The organism is Vibrio phycocola (assembly GCF_054404255.1).
Genome location: NZ_JBTAMQ010000015.1, coordinates 21342 through 40787, shown reverse-complemented (window position 1 = coordinate 40787; position 19446 = coordinate 21342). Strand labels below are relative to the sequence as shown.

Below are 19446 nucleotides of genomic sequence, written 5' to 3'. Positions count from 1 at the left end.
TCAGACACTATTGTACTTTTTAAAATCGTACACTCTACTGTACGAGGTATGACTCAAACTCTTTGACTGGCATTGGCTTGCTGTATAAAAACCCCTGATACGATAGACAGCCATGAGTGCCTAAAAAGGTTTTCTGTTGGTCGTTTTCTACCCCTTCTGCAATGACATCGATACCAAGAGAATTGGCCATCAGTATGGTTGTTTTAACGATCGACTGATCATTAATATCAAGTTCAAGCTCTGAAATGAACGAGCGATCTATTTTTAACTCATTGACAGGTAGTCGTTTTAAGTACTGTAATGATGAATACCCTGTGCCGAAATCATCTAGGGAAAATTGAATCCCTAATGCTTTTAATGAATGCATGTGTGATTTTGTTAGATCCAAATCGTCAACAAGCATGGTTTCAGTTAATTCGAGTTTTAGCATTCCAAGACTAATTTCATACTTACTGATCAATTTTGCGACTTTTAGGATGAAATCGGGTTGACGAAACTGACGGTAGCTGACGTTGACAGATATCGTCAAATGTTTGGTCTGTTGACTTATTTCCCATTGTTTTAATTGCAGGCATGCTTGTTCTAAAACCCAGTCACCTATTGGAATAATTAATCCTGTTTCTTCAGACAACGGAATGAAATCATCAGGGTTAATGATGCCATCGGTTGGGTGGTTCCAACGAATAAGAGCTTCTACTCCGGTAGTATTATTGTTGTTATCGACTTGAGGTTGATAATAAAGTTCAAATTGTTTATTTCTAACGGCTTTGTGGAGTTTCTTTTCCAGTGTAAGGCGCTCGGATATCGTTTCTTGCATTAGCGGTTTGTAGAAAAACACGGTGTTTTTCCCTGATTTTTTAGCTTGATACATTGCGATATCTGCTTGCTTCATTAGCTCTGAGCTTGATATGGATGCGTTGTTAAAAAGAGAGATACCCCCACTGGCACTACTAATGAATTGGTGTTTGTTTACCTGGTAAGGATGAGATAGAGCTTGAATGACTTTATGCGCGACAATCTCAGCTTCAGCAGCAGCTTCTAGCTCGTTATTGTCGAGATCAGATAAAATTAGAACAAATTCATCGCCACCAATGCGCGCTAAAGTATCGCTAGCACGAATACAATCTTGGATGCGTTTAGCCGCTTGCTGAAGCACGGCATCACCAAATTCGTGGCCATGTGAATCGTTAATGTTTTTAAAATTGTCTATATCGATAAATATAACCGCATTATAGGCGGTATCTCGGTTGCTCAAAGCTAACGCGTGATTCAGGCGATCAAAGAGTAAACGGCGATTTGGCAAAGAGGTTAACGAGTCATAATAAGCCAGTGAGCTTATTTTTTCTTCGTTCTCTTTACGTTCAGTTATATCCTGAATGAATCCTGTCATTTTTTCAGGGGTGCCGTCACTGGCATAAATCATCTTCCCACGACACTCAATCCAACGGACTGCATTATCACTGGGGCGTACGATTTGATAGTCGATTCTATGTTCCTGACCACAATTAAAGCTGTTTCTTAGTGAATCCATCAGAGAGTGATGAGAGTCATCTACCATTATGTTGCAAAGAAGCTCGATACCCGGAGTTGTATCTGGGTCTAGGCCAAGTAACTCGTACATCTTAGGGGACCAAGTTGTGACTTGATTTGGGTAGGAAACAGACCAACGACCAATTTTTGCATAATGCATGGCCTGAATGAGGCTTTCTTCACTTTCCGCTAATTGAAGGAGTGTTTTTTTACCCGCTTTGATCTCTTGCATAAGGCGAATCGTATTTGCAGAAAGGGTTTGGTAGGCCGTCAAAATAACATTTATGGTTTCTTGAGCCTTTTCATTCATTTGAGCGTTCGCCCACAATGTGGCTTCATCAATTGACTGGCCAGATTTAACCGCTTGAGTCATAAATGCGAGGTGACGATCACTTTCCAAAATGTGAGTGACGAGCCAACTTGTTAAGTAAGACAATAATTCTTCTAGCCACTGCTCTTCTGGCTTTTGATCTTCATTCTTTATTAATTTTTTTATATGTTGAGTAAACTGACTGTGACTTTCTCTATGTTGTTCTGCATAGTCACAGTTAGACAATATGCTTAGCCAGTAGGTCTCTTCGCTGTCAAAGTGATACTCTGCATAATCAATTAATTCGTGAAGTACTTCAGCCAGTTTAATATCTGAATCGTGTTGAGATATATAATTGGCCAGTTGATTTAATAGAGAAATTAATTGCTTATGCTGCTGATCAATTTCTTCAACACCAGTGCTAAAACTATCATTCCAAGGGAATATGTCGACATGGTGCTGGTTCATTTTATAACGAGTCCTTTTGTTTAAAAATGTCATGTGCAATCTAGAGTCATACACTCACGGAAATTGGTTTAATCCGAATCAATCAAAACACCCCAAATGCCTTGCTACTTTAACGACTCTTTCGATGGGTTGATCAACTTATAGCTTAGCTTGATCATCATCTTTTGTCATTATTTGTACCGTGCTTAGTGAGAGGGTAACATTGTCTTTAATGAGAATATCAAACAATAACTTGAGATAAGTGAATTGGGCGTATATTTAAGAGGTTTACAAAATGAAGAATAACGATAAAACCAAGATTCTCGTCGTTTGTATGGGCAATATTTGTCGCTCTCCAACCGGAGAGGCGGTATTGCGGGCAAAAGCTTTAGAGCTAGGCATTGATGTTGAAGTGGATTCCGCAGGTACTATTGGTTATCACCAAGGAAACCCGCCGGATAACCGAGCAAGAGCCGCAGGAGAGCGAAGAGGGTATACGTTTTCTGGTATCAGTGCTCGACAAGTATGTATCGAAGATTTTGCTAAATTTGACCTAATTCTAGCCGCCGATAAGGATAATTTATCTGACTTGTTACAACAGTGTCCTTCTCAATATCAAAGCAAGGTCTCGCTGTTATTAAGCCATGGTGATTCTCGCTACGAAGAAGTACCTGATCCTTATTATGGGGGTGAGAATGGCTTTGAGTTGGTGCTGGATTTAATCGAAGATGCGGCGCTATCGATACTTAATAAGGTTAAGTATCTCGATAATAAATAAGAGAGCAAGAGCTCTCTTATTTATTGCCATTGAATACGTATAGTCTACTTAGAACGTACGGCTGTACTGTAGACCCATCAAGATGGCATCAGCGTGAGTTGTTCCAGAAAGTGATGTAGAGTAAGGTCCGCCAAGCGCTGTTGATTCTTCAACTTCAACGTCTTTGCCTAAAAGGTAAGTAAATCCAAAATCTACCGTTGCTTTTTGACTCAGTTGATAACCGACACCTGCAGAAAACCATTGGCGATCAGAGTCGGGCACAGAGATTGAGGTCACTTTATCTTGTGCACTTTCGTCATACATGTAACCCGCACGCAGTGTCCAGGTGTCATTTAGGAAATAGGTACCGCCAATAGAATAATGGAATGCATCTTTCCATTTATATTCTTTTTCTTCGATACTCGCATTTTCAAAGGTGATTTTGTCAAATGACGACCAACCAATAAATTGAATGCTGTAGTGCACAGCAAATGGGCTGTTTTCAAGTTTATGGAAACCTGAAAATTCGGCCATGTCTGGAAGTGGTAACGTCACCGATTGTGACCCATCTTTTGCTTTTAGTTCAGGGCTGTAATGGTAAGAGAACCCAAAGCGATTATCGGCATCAAGCTCATAGACAGTTCCCACATTGAACCCAACGGCCCATCCAGATGCGGAATCAATATTAAGAGTTTCAGCGCCACCAAAGCCGGGAAGCCCAACGTCTGAGCTCAAGTTACGCTTTAGTGTGCCTTCACCGTAGATAAAGTCGATACCGCCGCCAATACTCCATTGTGGAGACAGTCGGTAAGCTGAAACAACCCCAATATTTAAGCTTGAAATTTCGGTATTTCCACCATATTCAGCCGCAACATAATCACTGTCAAAATTGGTTTTGGTACCAAAATTACTGTAGATCGTCGCGCCTAAAGATAATTTATCATCGATAGGTACAATTAGATGTAAGTTCGGTGCAATAGAAGTATCACCTGCGTTATCATAATTTGCATCATATTCTGTACCAAGAGCGTTGGTATAAGTTGCATCTGATACTTCAATCATTGAGGTGATGCTTTCAAACCCACCAGAAAACGCTATTGAATCAAACAATGTCATTGCGGCAGCATTACGCGCTATAACTGATGCATTGTCTGCGATAACAGCATCACCTGCAAATGCTCGGCCTAAACCAGTAGCTGATTGAGCGTTAAGTTGGAAACCCGCTGCGAACACCTGTTGGGTTGAGAGTGTGAGCGCTACTGCTATCACTGACTTTTGAAACAATCTCGTTTTATTCATTGGTTACTTCCTATGATGAATATGATGGTTGCGGATCTTGGCACCAACAATTAACGTGGCGCGTGATAGTAGTCCTAAGTATAAGTAAGACAAATCCGACCATTGGTAGTTTTGACGATAAAAGTTGAGAACTGGCGGCTAATTGGCATGAAAATGGAGAATTTTTGTTATTATTAGAGTTTTTACTCAGCTGGATGAGCGGGAAACTCTCTATTGTTTGGAGGGATTTTTTCAGCTCGGTGATAATTGATAATAAAAAGGCTTAGTTAACGTAATAATTAGACGTAAATCAACATAAAATTGATCTAATTCAAAATTTAAATTCAGAAAGTCATTATATTAGTTCAGGTCATCTGGTCGGTTCTTGGACTGACACGTTGAGCAAGATGACACTTCCTTTTGAAGGCTGACTTTACTTTCTCCTAATCGGGAAACTGATTATTTCAATTGGCGCAAGTTAATTGCTTTATACATTCCAACCACACAGTTATGTGTGGTTTTTTTTTGTTCATTTTATCTCAATGTTTTATTTAGTCATAGAATAACCTGACTTCCAGAGCTAACGCTTCGCTTTATTTTTAACCACCTTGTAAGCATTATTAAACGTGAACTGATACTGTATTGTTATTGGTTTTGATCATGTTAGGATAAAACTAACGAATGCGATATCTCGTGTAGACATGCAGTTGTTACAACATCAATAGTCATTATAACAAAGGGTTAATCGATGGATGCATTAGAATTACTGTTAACACGTCGCTCTGTTGCGAAGTTATCAGCGCCAGCACCAGAAGGTCGTGCATTAGAAAAAATCATTGAGGCGGGACTGAGAGCCCCTGATCATGGGAATTTAACACCATGGCGCTTCGTGATCGCACAAGGAGATGGCTTACAGAAGTTATCTGATATTTATGTATCTGCAGCACAACAAAATGGTAGCAATGATGAGATAGTTGAAAAACTCAGAAATGCCCCATTTCGTGCTCCAATGGTCATTACCGTGATTGCAAAGGTAACGGAGCACCCTAAAGTTCCAGCTTTTGAACAACATTTATCGGCGGGCTGTGCGGTTCAAGCAATGCAAATGGCGGCCGTTGCGCAAAACTTTCAAGGGGTTTGGCGTTCAGGTTCATGGATGTTTGATCCGAAAGTTAAGCAGGCTTTTTCTCTTGAGGGAGATGATGAAATTGTCGGGTTTCTTTATTTGGGAACCGCGACAATTGAACCGATGAAAGCTCCTCAGCGAGATTTTTCTAAATACGTTGAGTTTCTATAGTTCTCAGTATCAAGCCAAGCGCACCTTTGCTATGAAATAGCCTGCTATTGGTTGGCTAGTTGACGGCTTGGCTTTCATCGATGCTGTAAGAAATCACAAAATCGATAAATAAACGTACTTTATCAGGAAGGTGCTCTTTGTGATTATAGAGCATGTAAATATCACGCGGGTTTGCACTCCAATCCGTTAACACTCGGGTCAAACTGCCATTTTCAATCTGCTCTTTTATCATAGCATTTGGCATTAATGTGATGCCTAACCCCTCAGAGCAGGCTCTTCTAACCACATTCAAAGTGTTCGCTTGAAACTTTCCCTTTTCATTATTGATCACATACTCACCGTCTCGATTGGTCAGTTGCCATTTGAGTAGTGGGTACCCTTTTAATAAAGAGTGTTGGGTTAATTCCTCGGCATGGGTTGGAGCTGGATGTTTTTGAAGATACTCTGGACTTGCAACGAGAATGTCTTCTACCTCATTGATTTTTCGGGCTATTAATGAAGAATCACGTTGAGGGCCAACACGGAAAATGACATCCCATTCAGTTGGATCAAGTTGATCAGAAACATGACTCGTTGTGAGCTCTAAATTGATGTCTGGGAACTGCTTCATAAACGCAATAAACATCGGCATCAACATTCGTTTGGTCAAATTCGCTGGTGAAGATATTCTAATTTGGCCTTTAGCACCTCGGCATTCGTCACTTATCTCATCAGCAGTACAGGCTAGCTTTTGAAGTAATGGTGAGCATTCTTTAAAAAAGCGCTCACCCGCTTCAGTAAGAGAGAGTTTTCTAGCGTGACGATTGAGTAAGCGTAAATCCAAAGAATCTTCTAAAGCTTGAATTCGTCGGGTTATGGTGGCGACTGGAATCAATGTTTTTCTTGATGTTGCTGTATAGCTTCCATTTTCGACAACTAAGCGAAATAGGTTTAAATCATCTAATTTCATAATACCCGACATATGGTTAATCGTATCTTTTGTTAAATCTATACGTTATTTAGTTAAAAATTCTTGAGGCACATCAACATCTTTAGCAAAATTCGTAACTTTTGAAAACTAATCTTGCGCTCATGGTGTCTTAATAACTCTATTGGGATCAATTTTTTGCCATCTCTTTTTGTTGTAGAAATGAGAATTAAGGTCTACTTTAAAAAGGTGTGATAAGAATGATATCAATAACGGGAGCTATTTTTATGAGTATGGTTTGTTTAGCAGAGTTTACACACCGTTATAACGATACTTTGATTCGCATTTTTTCTTAGAGTAGGGCTGTGAGTATGTCTGGTAAGCAATTTTCTGCTCGCGAGGAGCTAGATATAAAAAGTAAGCTTCAAGGTAAGTCTATCCTACTTGTCGATGATGATCCTATTTTTAGAAGCGTTATGCGCAGTTGTTTAGAATCGTACGGTTGCCTCGTTGATGAAGTAGAAAATGGATTAGAAGGATTAGTTCGATTAGATCAACATAGTGTAGATTTGGTGATGTGTGACCTTTCTATGCCCATCTTGACGGGAATTGAATTTGTTGAAGAAGTGAGTCATTCACGCACAGACCTACCCATAATCGTTGTTTCCGGTACCGATGCGATGTCTGATGTCGCACAAGCTTTGAAATATGGAATTAAAGAGTTTATTGCAAAGCCAGTTCGAGATTATGGCCACGTTGTATCAACGGTATCTAATGTTCTCGACGATGCGACTAGGCAAGGTGTTGAACGTGATTTAGCTAGTCAATGGGAGCGACAAGATCCCGAAGATGCTCCTGAAGAAAAAGAACTGCATTTCCATTTAGATTATTTACAGAACAATCCGCCAGCCGCACGTGACTTATTACAAGCATTGATGCCTGATAACGATAATATTCATGGCGATTGGCGCTTTAGTTATCGTTTACTGCAAACAGCAGATGTGATGCCCCTTGTTTTTGATTGTGCTTGGCTTTCTGAAGGTCAGTTTACGTTTTATATTGTTGATTCAGGTTCTCACCAAACAGAAGGGGTGAGTATTAGCTTATTGGTTCGAGCTCTGTTTCATGACTATATTCGCACATTAAAAACAGGATTCGCTGATCTTAAAGATCTTGCACAGCTTATTGAGCATGGAATTCAATGTTCCAGCGAAGAGGGTTCGGTCTCCGCTATGCTAGGTGTTGTCGATACCGTTAGCGGGTCAATGTCTATCTTGCCTGCTGGTCTTAATGGTCAATGGCACGGTGAAAACAACGACTTAAATGTTTCCGGAGGAGTGAACCTTGGCGATAACTGTATGCGCAACTTTGTGACTAAAAATTTGCCCATCGGGCAGAAAAGTAAAGTCATTGTTACAAATACGGGTGTTTGTTCATTTACTTTAGATATAATGAAACAGATCACAACTTGAGTGATTTATAGAGATTTAGTTATAAAAAAGCGATATAAAGCCTTCCTTAGTATTAAGTGAGAATCACTCACATTCATGTTATCACTAAGGAGAAATGTGTTATGTCAGAGAAGGAGTTCAAGGAACCTTTTAATATTTTCTATTTTTTGGGTTTATTGTTGGTTCTATTACTTCCTACCTTGCCGGCAACGTTAACTTGGTTAAGAGTTGCAAATGGCTTTGCCCCTTTCTAGTTTCTTTGTTTTATATTGCTTGCAATCAGAGCGTTTGACCTCATAAATATTCTCTGCTTGTTGCTAACCAATGAGAAAATCACTAGCATTAGTACGAAGTGTGCCCATTCTTCAGAGTGGGCATTGTTTTTTGCCGTGAAAATATTTTTCGCAGAGGCCCAAGCTTACTAATTGACCATAGATCAGTTTAATAAGCTATTAAATATAAGTTACTAACGTTATGACTACAGATACAATTTCATTGATAAAATCAAGCATCAAAAGCATTCCTGACTATCCGCAAAAAGGGATTGTATTTCGTGATATCACCAGCTTAATGGAAGATGCTACGGCGTATCGTGCCACAATTTTTCATTTGCTCGAGAAATACCAAGATATGGGATTTACCAAAGTGGTTGGTACTGAAGCTCGAGGCTTTTTATTCGGAGCGCCGTTAGCATTAGAGCTTGGTATTGGGTTCGTTCCTGTACGTAAACCAGGAAAGTTACCTCGAGAGACCATTGCTCAATCTTATGAGTTGGAATACGGAACAGATACGCTTGAAATTCACCTTGATGCGATTCAACCTGGCGATAAAGTCTTAGTGGTTGATGACCTTTTGGCAACCGGCGGTACGATTGAAGCGACAGCCTCACTCATTCGTCAACTCGGTGGTATTGTGGAACATGCCGCGTTTGTGATAAACCTACCAGAGATTGGTGGTGATAAACGCCTTGAAGCGCTTGGATTAAATGTCTATAGCGTGTGTGAATTTGACGGTCACTAGTGTTTCGCAGGCTTTAGCTTTCGAAAATATGAGCCTTCGAGCATCTTAGTGTTTGTAAAACCTAAGGTTCAGCAAGGCGACATGTTGATAAATGGACATTCGGTAAACTGAATACGGAATTTTAAATGAGTTATCTAGCTTTAGCACGGAAGTGGCGTCCTACTCAGTTTAGCGAAGTGGTAGGTCAAGCCCATGTATTAACCGCATTGGAAAATGCGCTGGCGCAAAATCGTTTGCACCATGCGTATCTTTTCAGTGGTACGCGCGGTGTTGGTAAAACCACAATTGGGCGTCTATTTGCAAAAGGTTTAAATTGTGAAACAGGGGTAACATCGACACCTTGTGGGCAATGTACTTCTTGTCAAGAAATCGATCAGGGTCGGTTTGTTGATTTATTAGAGATCGATGCAGCATCGAGAACGAAAGTAGAAGACACTCGCGAATTACTTGATAACGTTCAATATAAGCCTGCGCGCGGTCGATACAAAGTTTACCTGATCGATGAAGTTCACATGCTTTCTCGTCATAGTTTTAATGCGCTTTTGAAAACGTTGGAAGAACCGCCCGAGTATGTGAAGTTTTTGCTGGCGACGACCGATCCACAAAAGCTACCTGTAACTATATTATCTCGCTGTCTTCAGTTTCATCTAAAGCCGATTAGTATCGAAGGCATTGAACAGCAATTGCGTCATGTTTTAGAGCAAGAAAATGTGAGTTTTGAAGCGAGAGCTTTAGGACTCATCGCTCATGCTGCAGATGGAAGTATGCGCGACGCGCTAAGTTTATCGGATCAAGCTATCGCACTTGGAAACAATCAAGTTGTTACCGATAGCGTATCAACAATGCTCGGCACACTAGATAGCGACCAAGCGTTGCATTTGATTCAGGCCATAAGTAGTAAGCAAGCTCAAACCGTTATCGAATGTATTAATAGCCTAGCGATGAACGGTGTCGAATGGGATGTTTTACTGCAAACACTTGCTAGCCAATTACATCGGATAGCCATGTATCAAATGTTACCTGCTACATTGGATAAATCTCAACCAGATGCAGAAAAAATAGAACTGTTGAGTAAGGCGTTATCTGCTGAAGATGTGCAGCTATTTTACCAGATTGCGATTAAGGGACGAGAATCTCTTCCATTGTCACCGACACCCCGTATTGGTGTAGAAATGACACTATTACGAATGGTGGCATTTCGTCCTCAACAGGTTTCAGCATTCAGTCAATTGAATACCGATTCACAACCTATCCCACAACCGGTGATTCAGCCCGTTGTCAAGGAAACGGTTGAAGCTGTAGCTTCCTCATCGGTACCTTCTGGGCTAAAACAGGCTAAAGAAGCCGTTCAACAGCGTGCCCAGCCACAGGTGCCTGTTGAGCCAATTCAGCAAGCTTCACCGCAAAGTAATTCTCAAGATGACTCTTATAATGAGCTTGCTCAAGAATATGCATCGATGGCAGAAAGTTACGAGATAGAATCAACACAAACTCCACCATCCGATGTCTCACTTCAGCCTCTTAAGGCAGAGCCTGAGCCGAAGTCATCTGTACCGTCCCCAGTTGTTGGGTTACGTCATCAATTGCGCTCTCAGCGTAAAGAGCTTGAACGTGGCAGCGGTAAAAGTGGAAAAAAGTCTGAAGCGGCATCTAGCCAGTCGGAATCTGTATTTGAGCGGTTAGCTCAACGTGCCGACGGTACAGTGGTGTCGCAGGACAGTGAAGAAGGTCAAAGTAAAAAAACAGTCGAGAATGAGCCGTATCAGTGGCGTCCAAGTGTTGATGTAGCGGAAACCGTTGAGCGAAAAATGGTAACTCCGACGAAAGTAAAACAAGCGTTGGAGCATGAGAAAACACCAGAAATGGTCGAAAAGCTCAGTGCTGAAGTGATTGCGCAAGATGAATGGGCCGCGCTGATCAAGCAGCTTACTATTGGCAAACTGGTGGAGCAACTGGCGCTCAACTCGGCGTCTCAATGGCATCAAGACCAGTTGTTGTTGACCTTACGTCCGAATCAGGAGCATTTGAGAAATGATCGTGCGATCGCAGAACTTTGCAAGGCTATATCAAATACGCTAGACCGTGCGATTGATATTGAAATTTCAATCGGTGATGAAGGTTTGACGCCGCTCGAGCGACGTGAGCAGATTTATCAAGGTAAACTTAAGACAGCGATAAAAATTTTAGAAACGGATGCAAATGTACGTTTCTTGCAACAAAGGTTTTCAGCGGAGTTAGATATCGAAAGTGTTCGCCCGCTCTAATTGTTCATGGGGCTTGAATTTTCAACTTTTTGGCCCCAACGTAATATGAAATAGATAAACACAGAGAGATAAATATGTTTGGTAATGGTAAAGGCGGAATGGGCAACTTGATGAAACAAGCCCAGCAAATGCAAGATCGTATGCAAAAGGTTCAAGAAGAAATTGCTCAAATGGAAGTTACTGGAGAATCAGGTGCAGGCCTTGTGAAGATTACGATTACTGGCAATCACAGTGTTCGCCGTGTCGATATTGATGAAAGCTTAATGGCTGATGATAAAGAGATGTTGGAAGATTTAGTTGCCGCTGCTTTTAATGATGCTGCGCGCCGTGCTGAAGAAGCCCAAAAAGAAAAGATGGCGTCAGTAACAGGTGGAATGCAGCTTCCACCTGGTATGAAAATGCCATTTTAATTGAGAACTTTTGATGCGTACCAGTCAATTACTGGAACAATTAATGGAAGCCTTACGTTGTTTGCCTGGCGTAGGCCCTAAGTCAGCCCAACGTATGGCTTTTCAATTGTTGCAGCGAGATAGAAAAGGCGGTTTGTTACTTGCCGATGCGCTGCAAAAAGCGATGACCGAAGTTGGGCATTGCGAAGAATGCAGAACGTTTACAGAAGACGAGACGTGCCATATATGTCGTAGCCCAAAACGCCAAGAAAATGGGTTGTTGTGTGTCGTGGAAAGTCCAGCAGATATTGCGGCACTCGAAGCGACAGGACAATACTCGGGGCGTTATTTTGTATTAATGGGACACTTATCGCCTTTGGATGGTATTGGGCCCAGCGATATTGGGTTAGATATTTTGGATTATCGCCTTCAAGCCGGCAATATCAATGAAGTGATTCTAGCGACAAACCCTACCGTTGAAGGCGAGGCAACAGCGCATTATATTGCTGAGTTGTGTCGTGAGCATGGTGTTCCAGCAAGTCGTATTGCTCATGGTGTACCTGTTGGCGGTGAATTAGAGTTTGTTGATGGCACGACGTTGTCACATTCTTTAATTGGTCGTCAAAAACTGAACTATTGAGTTAACGTTTCGAGCTCGATGAGGTTAGATAGTGCCTCATCGTTCGTTTCTCCACATACACTTGAGCACGCTTTAAATGCCAAGCACACCTTCGGTCGTTCAGGCCTGCCAAACAGTTTACACAGATTATCTTCATTAAGTTGAACGCAACGTTCACCAGTAGCTTTCCCTTCGAGCATTCCAGGAATCGGTGACGAGATACTTGGTGCAATACAGCAGGCTCCGCATCCTAATCGACAATCCATTTCTTATACCTTTGTAACGTGAATTTTAAATACGCGAGATGGTAGCAAATTTCGGGTTCATAATCTTGGTTTACCAGTGTACGAGATGCTAATTAGACAGTTGCCCTAAATACGATAATACAAGTAACTTTCCAAGGTAAAACTTGAACTTTATTAGGCAGAGGGGTATAAATCTTTTCCCTTATCAATCGATCACAAGCGGCGTGCAATGACGACTCCATTTTGGCAACAAAAGACCTTAAATCAAATGAGTGAGGCAGAGTGGGAGTCACTGTGTGATGGGTGTGGTAAGTGTTGTCTACACAAGCTCATGGATGAAGATTCCGATGAAGTGTATTACACCAATGTCGCCTGCAGTTGGTTAATCAGCGATACATGTTCATGTAAGGATTACCCCAATCGTTTTTCCTCGGGCGAGGAATGCCTTAAATTAACACGTGACAATGTGGATGAGTTTCATTGGTTACCGAATACCTGTGCGTATCGTTTATTGGCGGAAGAAAAACCATTACCGCAGTGGCATCCTCTAGTTACCGGTGATAAGTCGGCAATGCACGCAGCTAAAGAAAGTGTTAGAAATACTGTGGTGTATGAAATTGATGTGGTGGATTGGGAAGATCACATTATCAATCATCCAAATCGTCGATAATTCATTAAACAAGAGCTAATGTGACAACTAACGCTTGACTATAACTAAGGTCGGGGTATTATACCCGTGCTCTGCGACTCGGAGTTATTAATGAAGCATAAAGTAAAGTAAAACCTCAGTATTCCTTCGTCATTGTTGTTATTCTCAGTTTTTCCCTTAGCTTAATCGTCACATTCATAATTAAAAGTCACCAGCGCTCGTGTCATTAGCTTACTGCTGATAATACGATAACTCTATGAATTTTAAATATTAAGGGACTCAAATGTCTAACAAATCTACTGGTTTAGTAAAATGGTTTAACGAAGAGAAAGGTTTTGGTTTCATCACTCAAGACGGTGGCGGTGCTGATCTTTTCGTTCACTTCCGTGCTATCGCTTCTGAAGGTTTCAAAACTCTTTCTGAAGGCCAAAAAGTGTCTTTCGAAGTAGAGCAAGGCCCTAAAGGTCTTCAAGCGGCTAACGTAGTAGCGCTATAATTTCGATGCTGGTGCAATGCTAAATTGCACCAGCTTCATTTCTAATTGCCTTATCTAACACGACCTCAGTTAAAAAAGCCATACTGCACCATTCTGCTCGTATCACCTTTCTGTTCGTATATCAAAGCCCTTTAGAATTATCGCTCCATTACTTACGGTATTTTCTACCGAATTATTTAATAAACGTTACTACGATTTTTTTTGTGAAAAATAGAATCAAAACGTTTGTTTTCTTTTGATCTCGTGATCTATGATCAACTTATAGGAGGACGACGATGGCTAAGTCCAACGGTCGTAAACGTTTTTGGTATCACCAATCACGTTCCAAACTTTAGTTACCAATTCAATAACCTATTGAATGTCGAATATTCAGTAGCCTCGTAGAATACTTCTAATTCTTATGTCTATGTTCTAGCTAAATTATTTTTGTAACAAATGGAAAATATCGAAAGGTAAATCTATACTCAAGATATAATAGATAAAAGAGTAATTTGCAGTGTGCGTAACTAATTATAAATTGACTAGGTTCAAGCTAAGCAGGGGATTATCCATGCTATTAGCTATTGCGCCTTGTTATACGATAGCTGGGATAACCGAAGACCTAACTGTTTCTGGATTTGGCAATATTACCGCTGGCTATCTGGATACAGACCAGGCTAATTTCAAAGGATATTCCGATGAAGTTAACCTTGAGCCAGATAGTTTAATTGGTCTTCAACTTGCCTACGAAATTACTCCTTCTCTTAGTGCGACTGTTCAAGCGATATTGCATGCTGATAACGACGAGAATGATTCGATTATTAACTGGGCATATGCCACTTGGCAACCTGCGGACAATTTATTGATTAAAGCGGGTCGTCAGCGTACACCGTTCTTTGCATTAAGTGATGTGGTTGATGTTGGGTATGCATACCCTTGGATTACCGCACCGACTCAAGTATACAGTTCATGGTTATTTCCAACCTTTGATGGCGTTGATTTAGCTTGGGGGTATTCGACTGGAGAAGTAGATACTACCTTTGAAGGCTATGTTGGACGGTACAAAGGAGAAGTAGAACTGAGTGATTATAATACCGAATACGATATAGATATTTTCGGTGGGCTAATTGCCAAGGTTAATTGGAATTCTTTTCAAGTTCGCGGTTCCTTTCATAGAGGCAGGGTCGATATCGGTTTAACGGAATTGAATGCGTTAAAAGATACACTGCAATTTTATGGGTTTACTGATAGTGCCAATTTTTTATCTCGCGATGGCTGGGTTCAAGCAAAGCAACTATCGGTGAGTTACGATAATCTTGACTATTTTGCTCAAGCCGAATGGATGCTGATCGACTCAGACATGCCTATCGTTCCACAACTTGAAAGCTATTACGTAATGGGTGGATACAACTTCTATCCATTTTCCGTTCATCTAACGTACGCTGAAAGTAGGGTTGACTATCCAACGTTTCCTAACGAGATCCCATCAAATTATACTTTTCTATATAAGCCCTGGAATGAAATACTCGATCGCTTAAGTGACGACTCACTGCGGTCATGGACATTAGGTACGCGATGGGATGTGTTACCCAAAGTCGCTCTCAAAGCTGAGCTGACTTTACTCGATGGTGATAGTGATGCGAATTCATTCTTCGATTCAATTGAAGAGGGTTTCGATCGCGATGCCAGCTTATATAAATTAAGCGTGGAGTGGGTATTCTAATGATGAATTTATTAAATGTAATAACTCGCAGCGCTCTTTTTACTTTCTTTTTATTGAGTGTGTGTCACGCATCGGTTGCCCAAAGTAATGATGTAATGGTCGTTGTAAACTCAACATCTGCGCTCGATTCACTGTCTCGTAGTGAAATTCGCCAAGTGTTTATGGGGGGAACGTTAAGTCGTAAGTATATTCCCGTTGGCCTATCGGTAGGAGATAGAACTCGCATTCAATTTAACACTAAGGTGATAGGTTTAACGGAAAGTCGTATTCAATCTTATTGGGCACAGTTGCTGTTCTCTGGTCGAAGCAAGCCACCTAGGGTGTTCTCTGAAATAGATGATGTACTCAACTATGTGGCGAGTGTCGATAATGCCGTGGGGTACGTGCCTGCTGGGACTGTTATCCCAAGTAATTTAATCGTGGTTTATCAGCGTTAGGCGTAAAGAAAGGGCATGTGCTCTTTCTTGGTCAGTGGAGCCTTAGTGTTACGTTCATTTAAAACATTATTTACTGGAGTACGAGGTAAATTCCTTTTGATTAGTACATTATCGATTGTGATATGTGCTATGGCGGTTTTCTTCGTTTCTTTAGAAGAGCATGAACAAATTTATCTCGATTCGGTTGAAGACAATATTGAAGCATTGTCGGCAAATGTGGCTGACGACCTTTTGTTATATCTTGTTGATCAGCCGGATAGTTTCGAACTCAAGAATCAACTTCTGATCTTTGAAAGGTACGATCACATTATCTCTGCCACTATATACGATGAAGAGTGGCAAGTTATCGAGAGGTATATTAGTCCGAAGCTCAATCCGGTGTTATTGAAAGAATACATGTCCTCTAAAGAAACCACACCTAAAGAACTTTCAATCGGGGTTAGTCGAATTGAAGATCACCTAGTTGCGGTATATCCGATCGGTGATGCGGTTGACCCGATAGGTTTTTTACAAGTTGTGCATGATTTTAAAACCCCCATCGTTAAAAGTCGTGATGCCCTCTTTGTCACTACAATGCCCTTGGTGATTCTTGTCTTACTGATTTCCCTTTCACTTACTTGGTATTTGTTTCAGCACTTATTTTCTCCTCTAATTGATTTATCAGAATTTACACGGTTAATCGGGCGTACTCGCGATTACACTTTACGTTTTAAAACGAAAGGTAACGACGAAGTCTCTAATTTAAGCAGAGATGTCAATTCGATGCTTGAAACGATTAACAAGGAAAATAAGTTAAACAAAGAGCAGAATGCCATCCTACGTACACAGCAAGACTCTATGTATCAGCTTGCTAATTTTGATCAACTTACCGACCTACCAAATCGCCGCAATATTATTGAATTTTTAGATCTTCATCTGGAAACCGCCAAAGTTCAAGGCAATGAAGTTGCAATTTTGTATTTTGACGTCGATAGCTTTAAAGCGGTAAATGATAGGTTGGGCCATGAAACAGGCGATAAACTGCTGATAAAAATTAGTGAAGAAGTAAAGTCTTGCATGAGGCCAAATGATATCTTAGCTCGATTAGCGGGGGATGAATTTTTAGTTGTCTTAATTGATGAGATTGATGTCAGTTTGGCTGGAACAATCGCGGATCGTATTATTGAACAATTCAAAGCGCCAGTAAAGGTCGGGAAATGGGAGATCCATACTGGTGTTAGTATTGGTATTTCGTTGGGTAGCCAAGCAAATTATAACGTGGATTCATTGATATCAAATGCAGACATCGCAATGTATGTGTCAAAGAACCAGGGACGAGGACTGTCTACTGTTTTTGACCCTAAAATGTTACATGAGAATAGTCGTAAGCTCCAGATCGTAAATCTAATTCCACAAGCACTTGAAAATGAAGAGTTTAGCTTACGTTATCAGCCGAAGGTTTCCAGTGCAGGGAATATAAATTCGGTGGAAGCGCTTATTCGTTGGGAAAGTCCGGATCTTGGTTTCATATCTCCAGGCGAATTTATACCGATTGCCGAAAGTGGTGGGCGTATTGGGGATATTACTCACTGGGTTATATCTAATGTTGCTCAAGATTTGAATCAGATATTGGAAATTTGTGGTGCTGACACGGTTGTGTCATTGAACATTTCCTCGAAAGACTTGTTGATACCAAATTTAGAGCAGCACATTCTGTCTTCGTTACAACTAAATGGGCAAAGTATTCGGTCACTACAATTTGAGATAACAGAATCAAGTTTTCTTGAAGAGTTTGATATTGCCAATGACTTCTTTTCACGAATACGCTCATTAGGTGGTTCGATTGCGTTGGATGACTTTGGTACGGGGTATTCATCGTTGAGTTACCTGACACGTATCGAAATTGATACGTTAAAGATTGACCGGCAATTTGTCTTTAATGCGTTGAATAGTGAAAAAGACGCAATGGTACTGAATTCTATTATCGAGTTGTCGAATAAAATGGACTTGTTCAGTTGTTGCGAAGGTATTGAAACAGCAGAGCATGCGATTTATTTGATCGATCTAGGGTGCAATAGCTTACAGGGATATTATTTTGCTCATCCGGTCACTATTGATCAGTTAGATCATGCGGTATCAGCGGCCAAGATGAATTATCGAGATTTGTATCCTATAGAATCTCATATACACAGTGTAAGTTAACGAAAGTAAAGCCAAGTGATTCAACTTGGCTTTATTTTTAATAATGGGTGTCGTTACGTAATTATCTAGGCAAGTGCAAGTAAGATGGTTCCAATTGTTGCTGCACCTGAGAGGTATTGACCAGCTGAATACGAATCATCTTTTTCTTCTTCCAGCTTTTTCGGATGCTCCATACCTAGTGCACCATAAGTAAAGGATTCAACTTTATCACCGACAGTTTTATCTTTTGCGTTCGTTTTGACTTCATTACTTTCAATGTCTTGAAGCGCGGAAAGTAGCGCCTTTCCTTCTTCGGATAAAGTAACTTTGTTTGCTTCTACCTTGGTTACAGATTCTAATAGCGTTGCCTTATCTGGTGTCTCTGGAGAGACCTTCGGCTTTAATATCGAAGGTGTATTCGCTATTGTATTATCTGCTTTTGCTACATCCATAACATACTCCCACCAGTTTCCTCATGACTATATCGGCGTGTAAAGCAAAATATTGAGCACTAATTCATCATTATGTTCTGGGGTGCTCATTTTATCGCCTACTAGTTGTTAGCATAGCAAGTATTACGCCAACCTGATCGAGTTACGCAGATGGTGAGACTTTTTGGTAGATTCGAATCATAAAGTGGGCGTCGCATTCAAATATTGATTGCCGCTCTAGGTTACGTTTTACGTTTTCTGACGCTTTCCAAGCGAAAGGGGTCATCTGGAGTAAGTTACAAGCTTCTTCGCCAGATAAAGACATTGTGTATTGTAATGCTTGCTCAGTAATTAAAGAGAAATTAGGAATGCATTCAGGAGTCTCATCATGCAGTCTTACATCTTTATAGATTCGAGACTTGAGTTGAAATAGGTGATGTGCTGCAGGCGTCACTGTGATGATTAGCCCTTTTTCTTTCACTACGCGTGTCAATTCATCCTCGTTACACGGAGCGTAAATGCGAACTACTGCATCAAGGCTGTTATCCGTAAATGGGAGTCGTTGACTTGATGCAACACAAAAGTGGCTATCAGGGTAGGACTTAGCTGCATAGCGAATGGCTATTTTTGATATATCAAGGCCATAAACGGAGTTTTGATTGCTTGTTCCAGTTAATTGGCGACGAAAGTAATCGGTGTAATAGCCTTCTCCACACCCGATATCGAGAAGAGAAGACACCTGATTATCTAGCAATAAAATACCAATGGCCTCACGAAGAGGGTGATAGTGCTCAGTGGCAAGAAATTGCCGACGTGCTTGCATCATCTCCTTGTTATCACCGGGATCTTTAGAACGTTTATGTTGCACCGGCATAAGATTCACGTACCCTTCCTTTGCGATATCAAATTGGTGGTGCTGTTCACAGCGATAACTGCCACTATTTTGTTTTAATGTGGTTTGACATAGCGGGCACTGGTAAAGCATAAATCACTCATTTATCAAAGGTTAAGGATAGCCAAAAGAAAAGGGTGAACTCGTCACCCTACGTAATAGTAA

At 40.8% G+C, this 19446-nt stretch carries 19 protein-coding genes; 13 read left to right on the top strand and 6 right to left on the bottom strand.

Going from position 1 to position 19446, the window contains the following annotated elements; translation table 11 throughout:
- Positions 1 to 34 precede the first annotated feature (34 nt).
- Positions 35 to 2308 (bottom strand): bacteriohemerythrin, encoded by a 2274-nt coding sequence (locus ACXJY6_RS16890; protein ID WP_458769055.1) that lies wholly within the window; start codon positions 2306 to 2308, stop codon positions 35 to 37.
- A gap of 274 nt (positions 2309 to 2582) precedes the next feature.
- Between ACXJY6_RS16890 and ACXJY6_RS16885 the strand changes: the two genes are divergently transcribed.
- Positions 2583 to 3065 (top strand): low molecular weight protein-tyrosine-phosphatase, encoded by a 483-nt coding sequence (locus tag ACXJY6_RS16885; protein WP_458769054.1) that lies wholly within the window; start codon positions 2583 to 2585, stop codon positions 3063 to 3065.
- Between the two features lie 48 nt (positions 3066 to 3113).
- Here the strand turns inward: ACXJY6_RS16885 and ACXJY6_RS16880 are convergent, their stop codons facing one another.
- On the bottom strand, positions 3114 to 4343 hold the full coding sequence (locus ACXJY6_RS16880) for an outer membrane protein transport protein (protein ID WP_456052541.1): 1230 nt from the start codon (positions 4341 to 4343) through the stop codon (positions 3114 to 3116).
- 727 nt (positions 4344 to 5070) lie between these two features.
- Here ACXJY6_RS16880 and ACXJY6_RS16875 point away from each other — a divergent pair.
- On the top strand, positions 5071 to 5619 hold the full coding sequence (locus ACXJY6_RS16875; RefSeq protein ID WP_456052540.1) for an NAD(P)H nitroreductase: 549 nt from the start codon (positions 5071 to 5073) through the stop codon (positions 5617 to 5619).
- 55 nt (positions 5620 to 5674) lie between these two features.
- Here ACXJY6_RS16875 and ACXJY6_RS16870 read toward each other — a convergent pair whose 3' ends face one another.
- Positions 5675 to 6568 carry a LysR family transcriptional regulator gene (locus ACXJY6_RS16870; protein WP_456052565.1) on the bottom strand — a complete coding sequence of 298 codons (894 nt, stop codon included), beginning with the start codon at positions 6566 to 6568 and terminating at the stop codon, positions 5675 to 5677.
- 329 nt (positions 6569 to 6897) lie between these two features.
- Between ACXJY6_RS16870 and ACXJY6_RS16865 the strand changes: the two genes are divergently transcribed.
- The 6 genes from ACXJY6_RS16865 to recR all read left to right on the top strand — a co-directional run bounded on the left by ACXJY6_RS16865 (position 6898) and on the right by recR (position 12290).
- Positions 6898 to 7998, top strand: a complete 1101-nt coding sequence (locus ACXJY6_RS16865) for a response regulator (protein ID WP_458769053.1) — start codon at positions 6898 to 6900, stop codon at positions 7996 to 7998.
- 101 nt (positions 7999 to 8099) lie between these two features.
- Complete coding sequence (locus ACXJY6_RS16860; protein ID WP_458769052.1) at positions 8100 to 8231, top strand: hypothetical protein; 132 nt, start codon at positions 8100 to 8102, stop codon at positions 8229 to 8231.
- 220 nt (positions 8232 to 8451) lie between these two features.
- A complete protein-coding gene (apt, locus tag ACXJY6_RS16855; protein ID WP_458769051.1) occupies positions 8452 to 8997 on the top strand; it encodes an adenine phosphoribosyltransferase in 546 nt (181 codons plus the stop codon).
- Positions 8998 to 9122: 125 nt separating this feature from the next.
- A complete protein-coding gene (gene dnaX, locus ACXJY6_RS16850; RefSeq protein WP_458769050.1) occupies positions 9123 to 11261 on the top strand; it encodes a DNA polymerase III subunit gamma/tau in 2139 nt (712 codons plus the stop codon).
- Positions 11262 to 11335: 74 nt separating this feature from the next.
- Entirely contained in the window at positions 11336 to 11671 is a 336-nt protein-coding gene (locus tag ACXJY6_RS16845; RefSeq protein ID WP_458769049.1) for a YbaB/EbfC family nucleoid-associated protein, read from the top strand.
- Positions 11672 to 11684: 13 nt separating this feature from the next.
- Positions 11685 to 12290 carry a recombination mediator RecR gene (gene recR / locus ACXJY6_RS16840; RefSeq protein ID WP_458769048.1) on the top strand — a complete coding sequence of 202 codons (606 nt, stop codon included), beginning with the start codon at positions 11685 to 11687 and terminating at the stop codon, positions 12288 to 12290.
- On the opposite strand, the gene ACXJY6_RS16835 is transcribed toward recR, so the two are convergent.
- Positions 12284 to 12535, bottom strand: a complete 252-nt coding sequence (locus tag ACXJY6_RS16835) for a YkgJ family cysteine cluster protein (protein ID WP_458769047.1) — start codon at positions 12533 to 12535, stop codon at positions 12284 to 12286. The genes recR and ACXJY6_RS16835 overlap by 7 nt on opposite strands.
- A 208-nt stretch (positions 12536 to 12743) precedes the next feature.
- Between ACXJY6_RS16835 and ACXJY6_RS16830 the strand changes: the two genes are divergently transcribed.
- The 5 genes from ACXJY6_RS16830 (at position 12744) to ACXJY6_RS16810 (ending at position 17979) form a co-directional block, all read left to right on the top strand.
- On the top strand, positions 12744 to 13184 hold the full coding sequence (locus ACXJY6_RS16830) for a YcgN family cysteine cluster protein (protein ID WP_458769046.1): 441 nt from the start codon (positions 12744 to 12746) through the stop codon (positions 13182 to 13184).
- A gap of 262 nt (positions 13185 to 13446) precedes the next feature.
- Positions 13447 to 13659, top strand: coding sequence for a transcription antiterminator/RNA stability regulator CspE (gene cspE, locus ACXJY6_RS16825; RefSeq protein WP_456052529.1), 213 nt, complete (start codon positions 13447 to 13449; stop codon positions 13657 to 13659).
- A 550-nt stretch (positions 13660 to 14209) separates the two neighbouring features.
- Entirely contained in the window at positions 14210 to 15361 is a 1152-nt protein-coding gene (locus tag ACXJY6_RS16820; RefSeq protein WP_458769045.1) for a hypothetical protein, read from the top strand.
- Positions 15361 to 15798: a hypothetical protein gene (locus ACXJY6_RS16815; protein ID WP_458769044.1), complete on the top strand. Its 438-nt coding sequence runs from the start codon at positions 15361 to 15363 to the stop codon at positions 15796 to 15798. The genes ACXJY6_RS16820 and ACXJY6_RS16815 overlap by 1 nt, the downstream gene beginning before the upstream one ends.
- A gap of 45 nt (positions 15799 to 15843) precedes the next feature.
- Positions 15844 to 17979, top strand: coding sequence for a putative bifunctional diguanylate cyclase/phosphodiesterase (locus ACXJY6_RS16810; protein WP_458769043.1), 2136 nt, complete (start codon positions 15844 to 15846; stop codon positions 17977 to 17979).
- Between the two features lie 65 nt (positions 17980 to 18044).
- Here the strand turns inward: ACXJY6_RS16810 and ACXJY6_RS16805 are convergent, their stop codons facing one another.
- Positions 18045 to 18410: a hypothetical protein gene (locus ACXJY6_RS16805; RefSeq protein WP_458769042.1), complete on the bottom strand. Its 366-nt coding sequence runs from the start codon at positions 18408 to 18410 to the stop codon at positions 18045 to 18047.
- Positions 18411 to 18552: 142 nt separating this feature from the next.
- Entirely contained in the window at positions 18553 to 19374 is an 822-nt protein-coding gene (rlmA, locus tag ACXJY6_RS16800; protein ID WP_458769041.1) for a 23S rRNA (guanine(745)-N(1))-methyltransferase, read from the bottom strand.
- Positions 19375 to 19446: the final 72 nt, after the last annotated feature.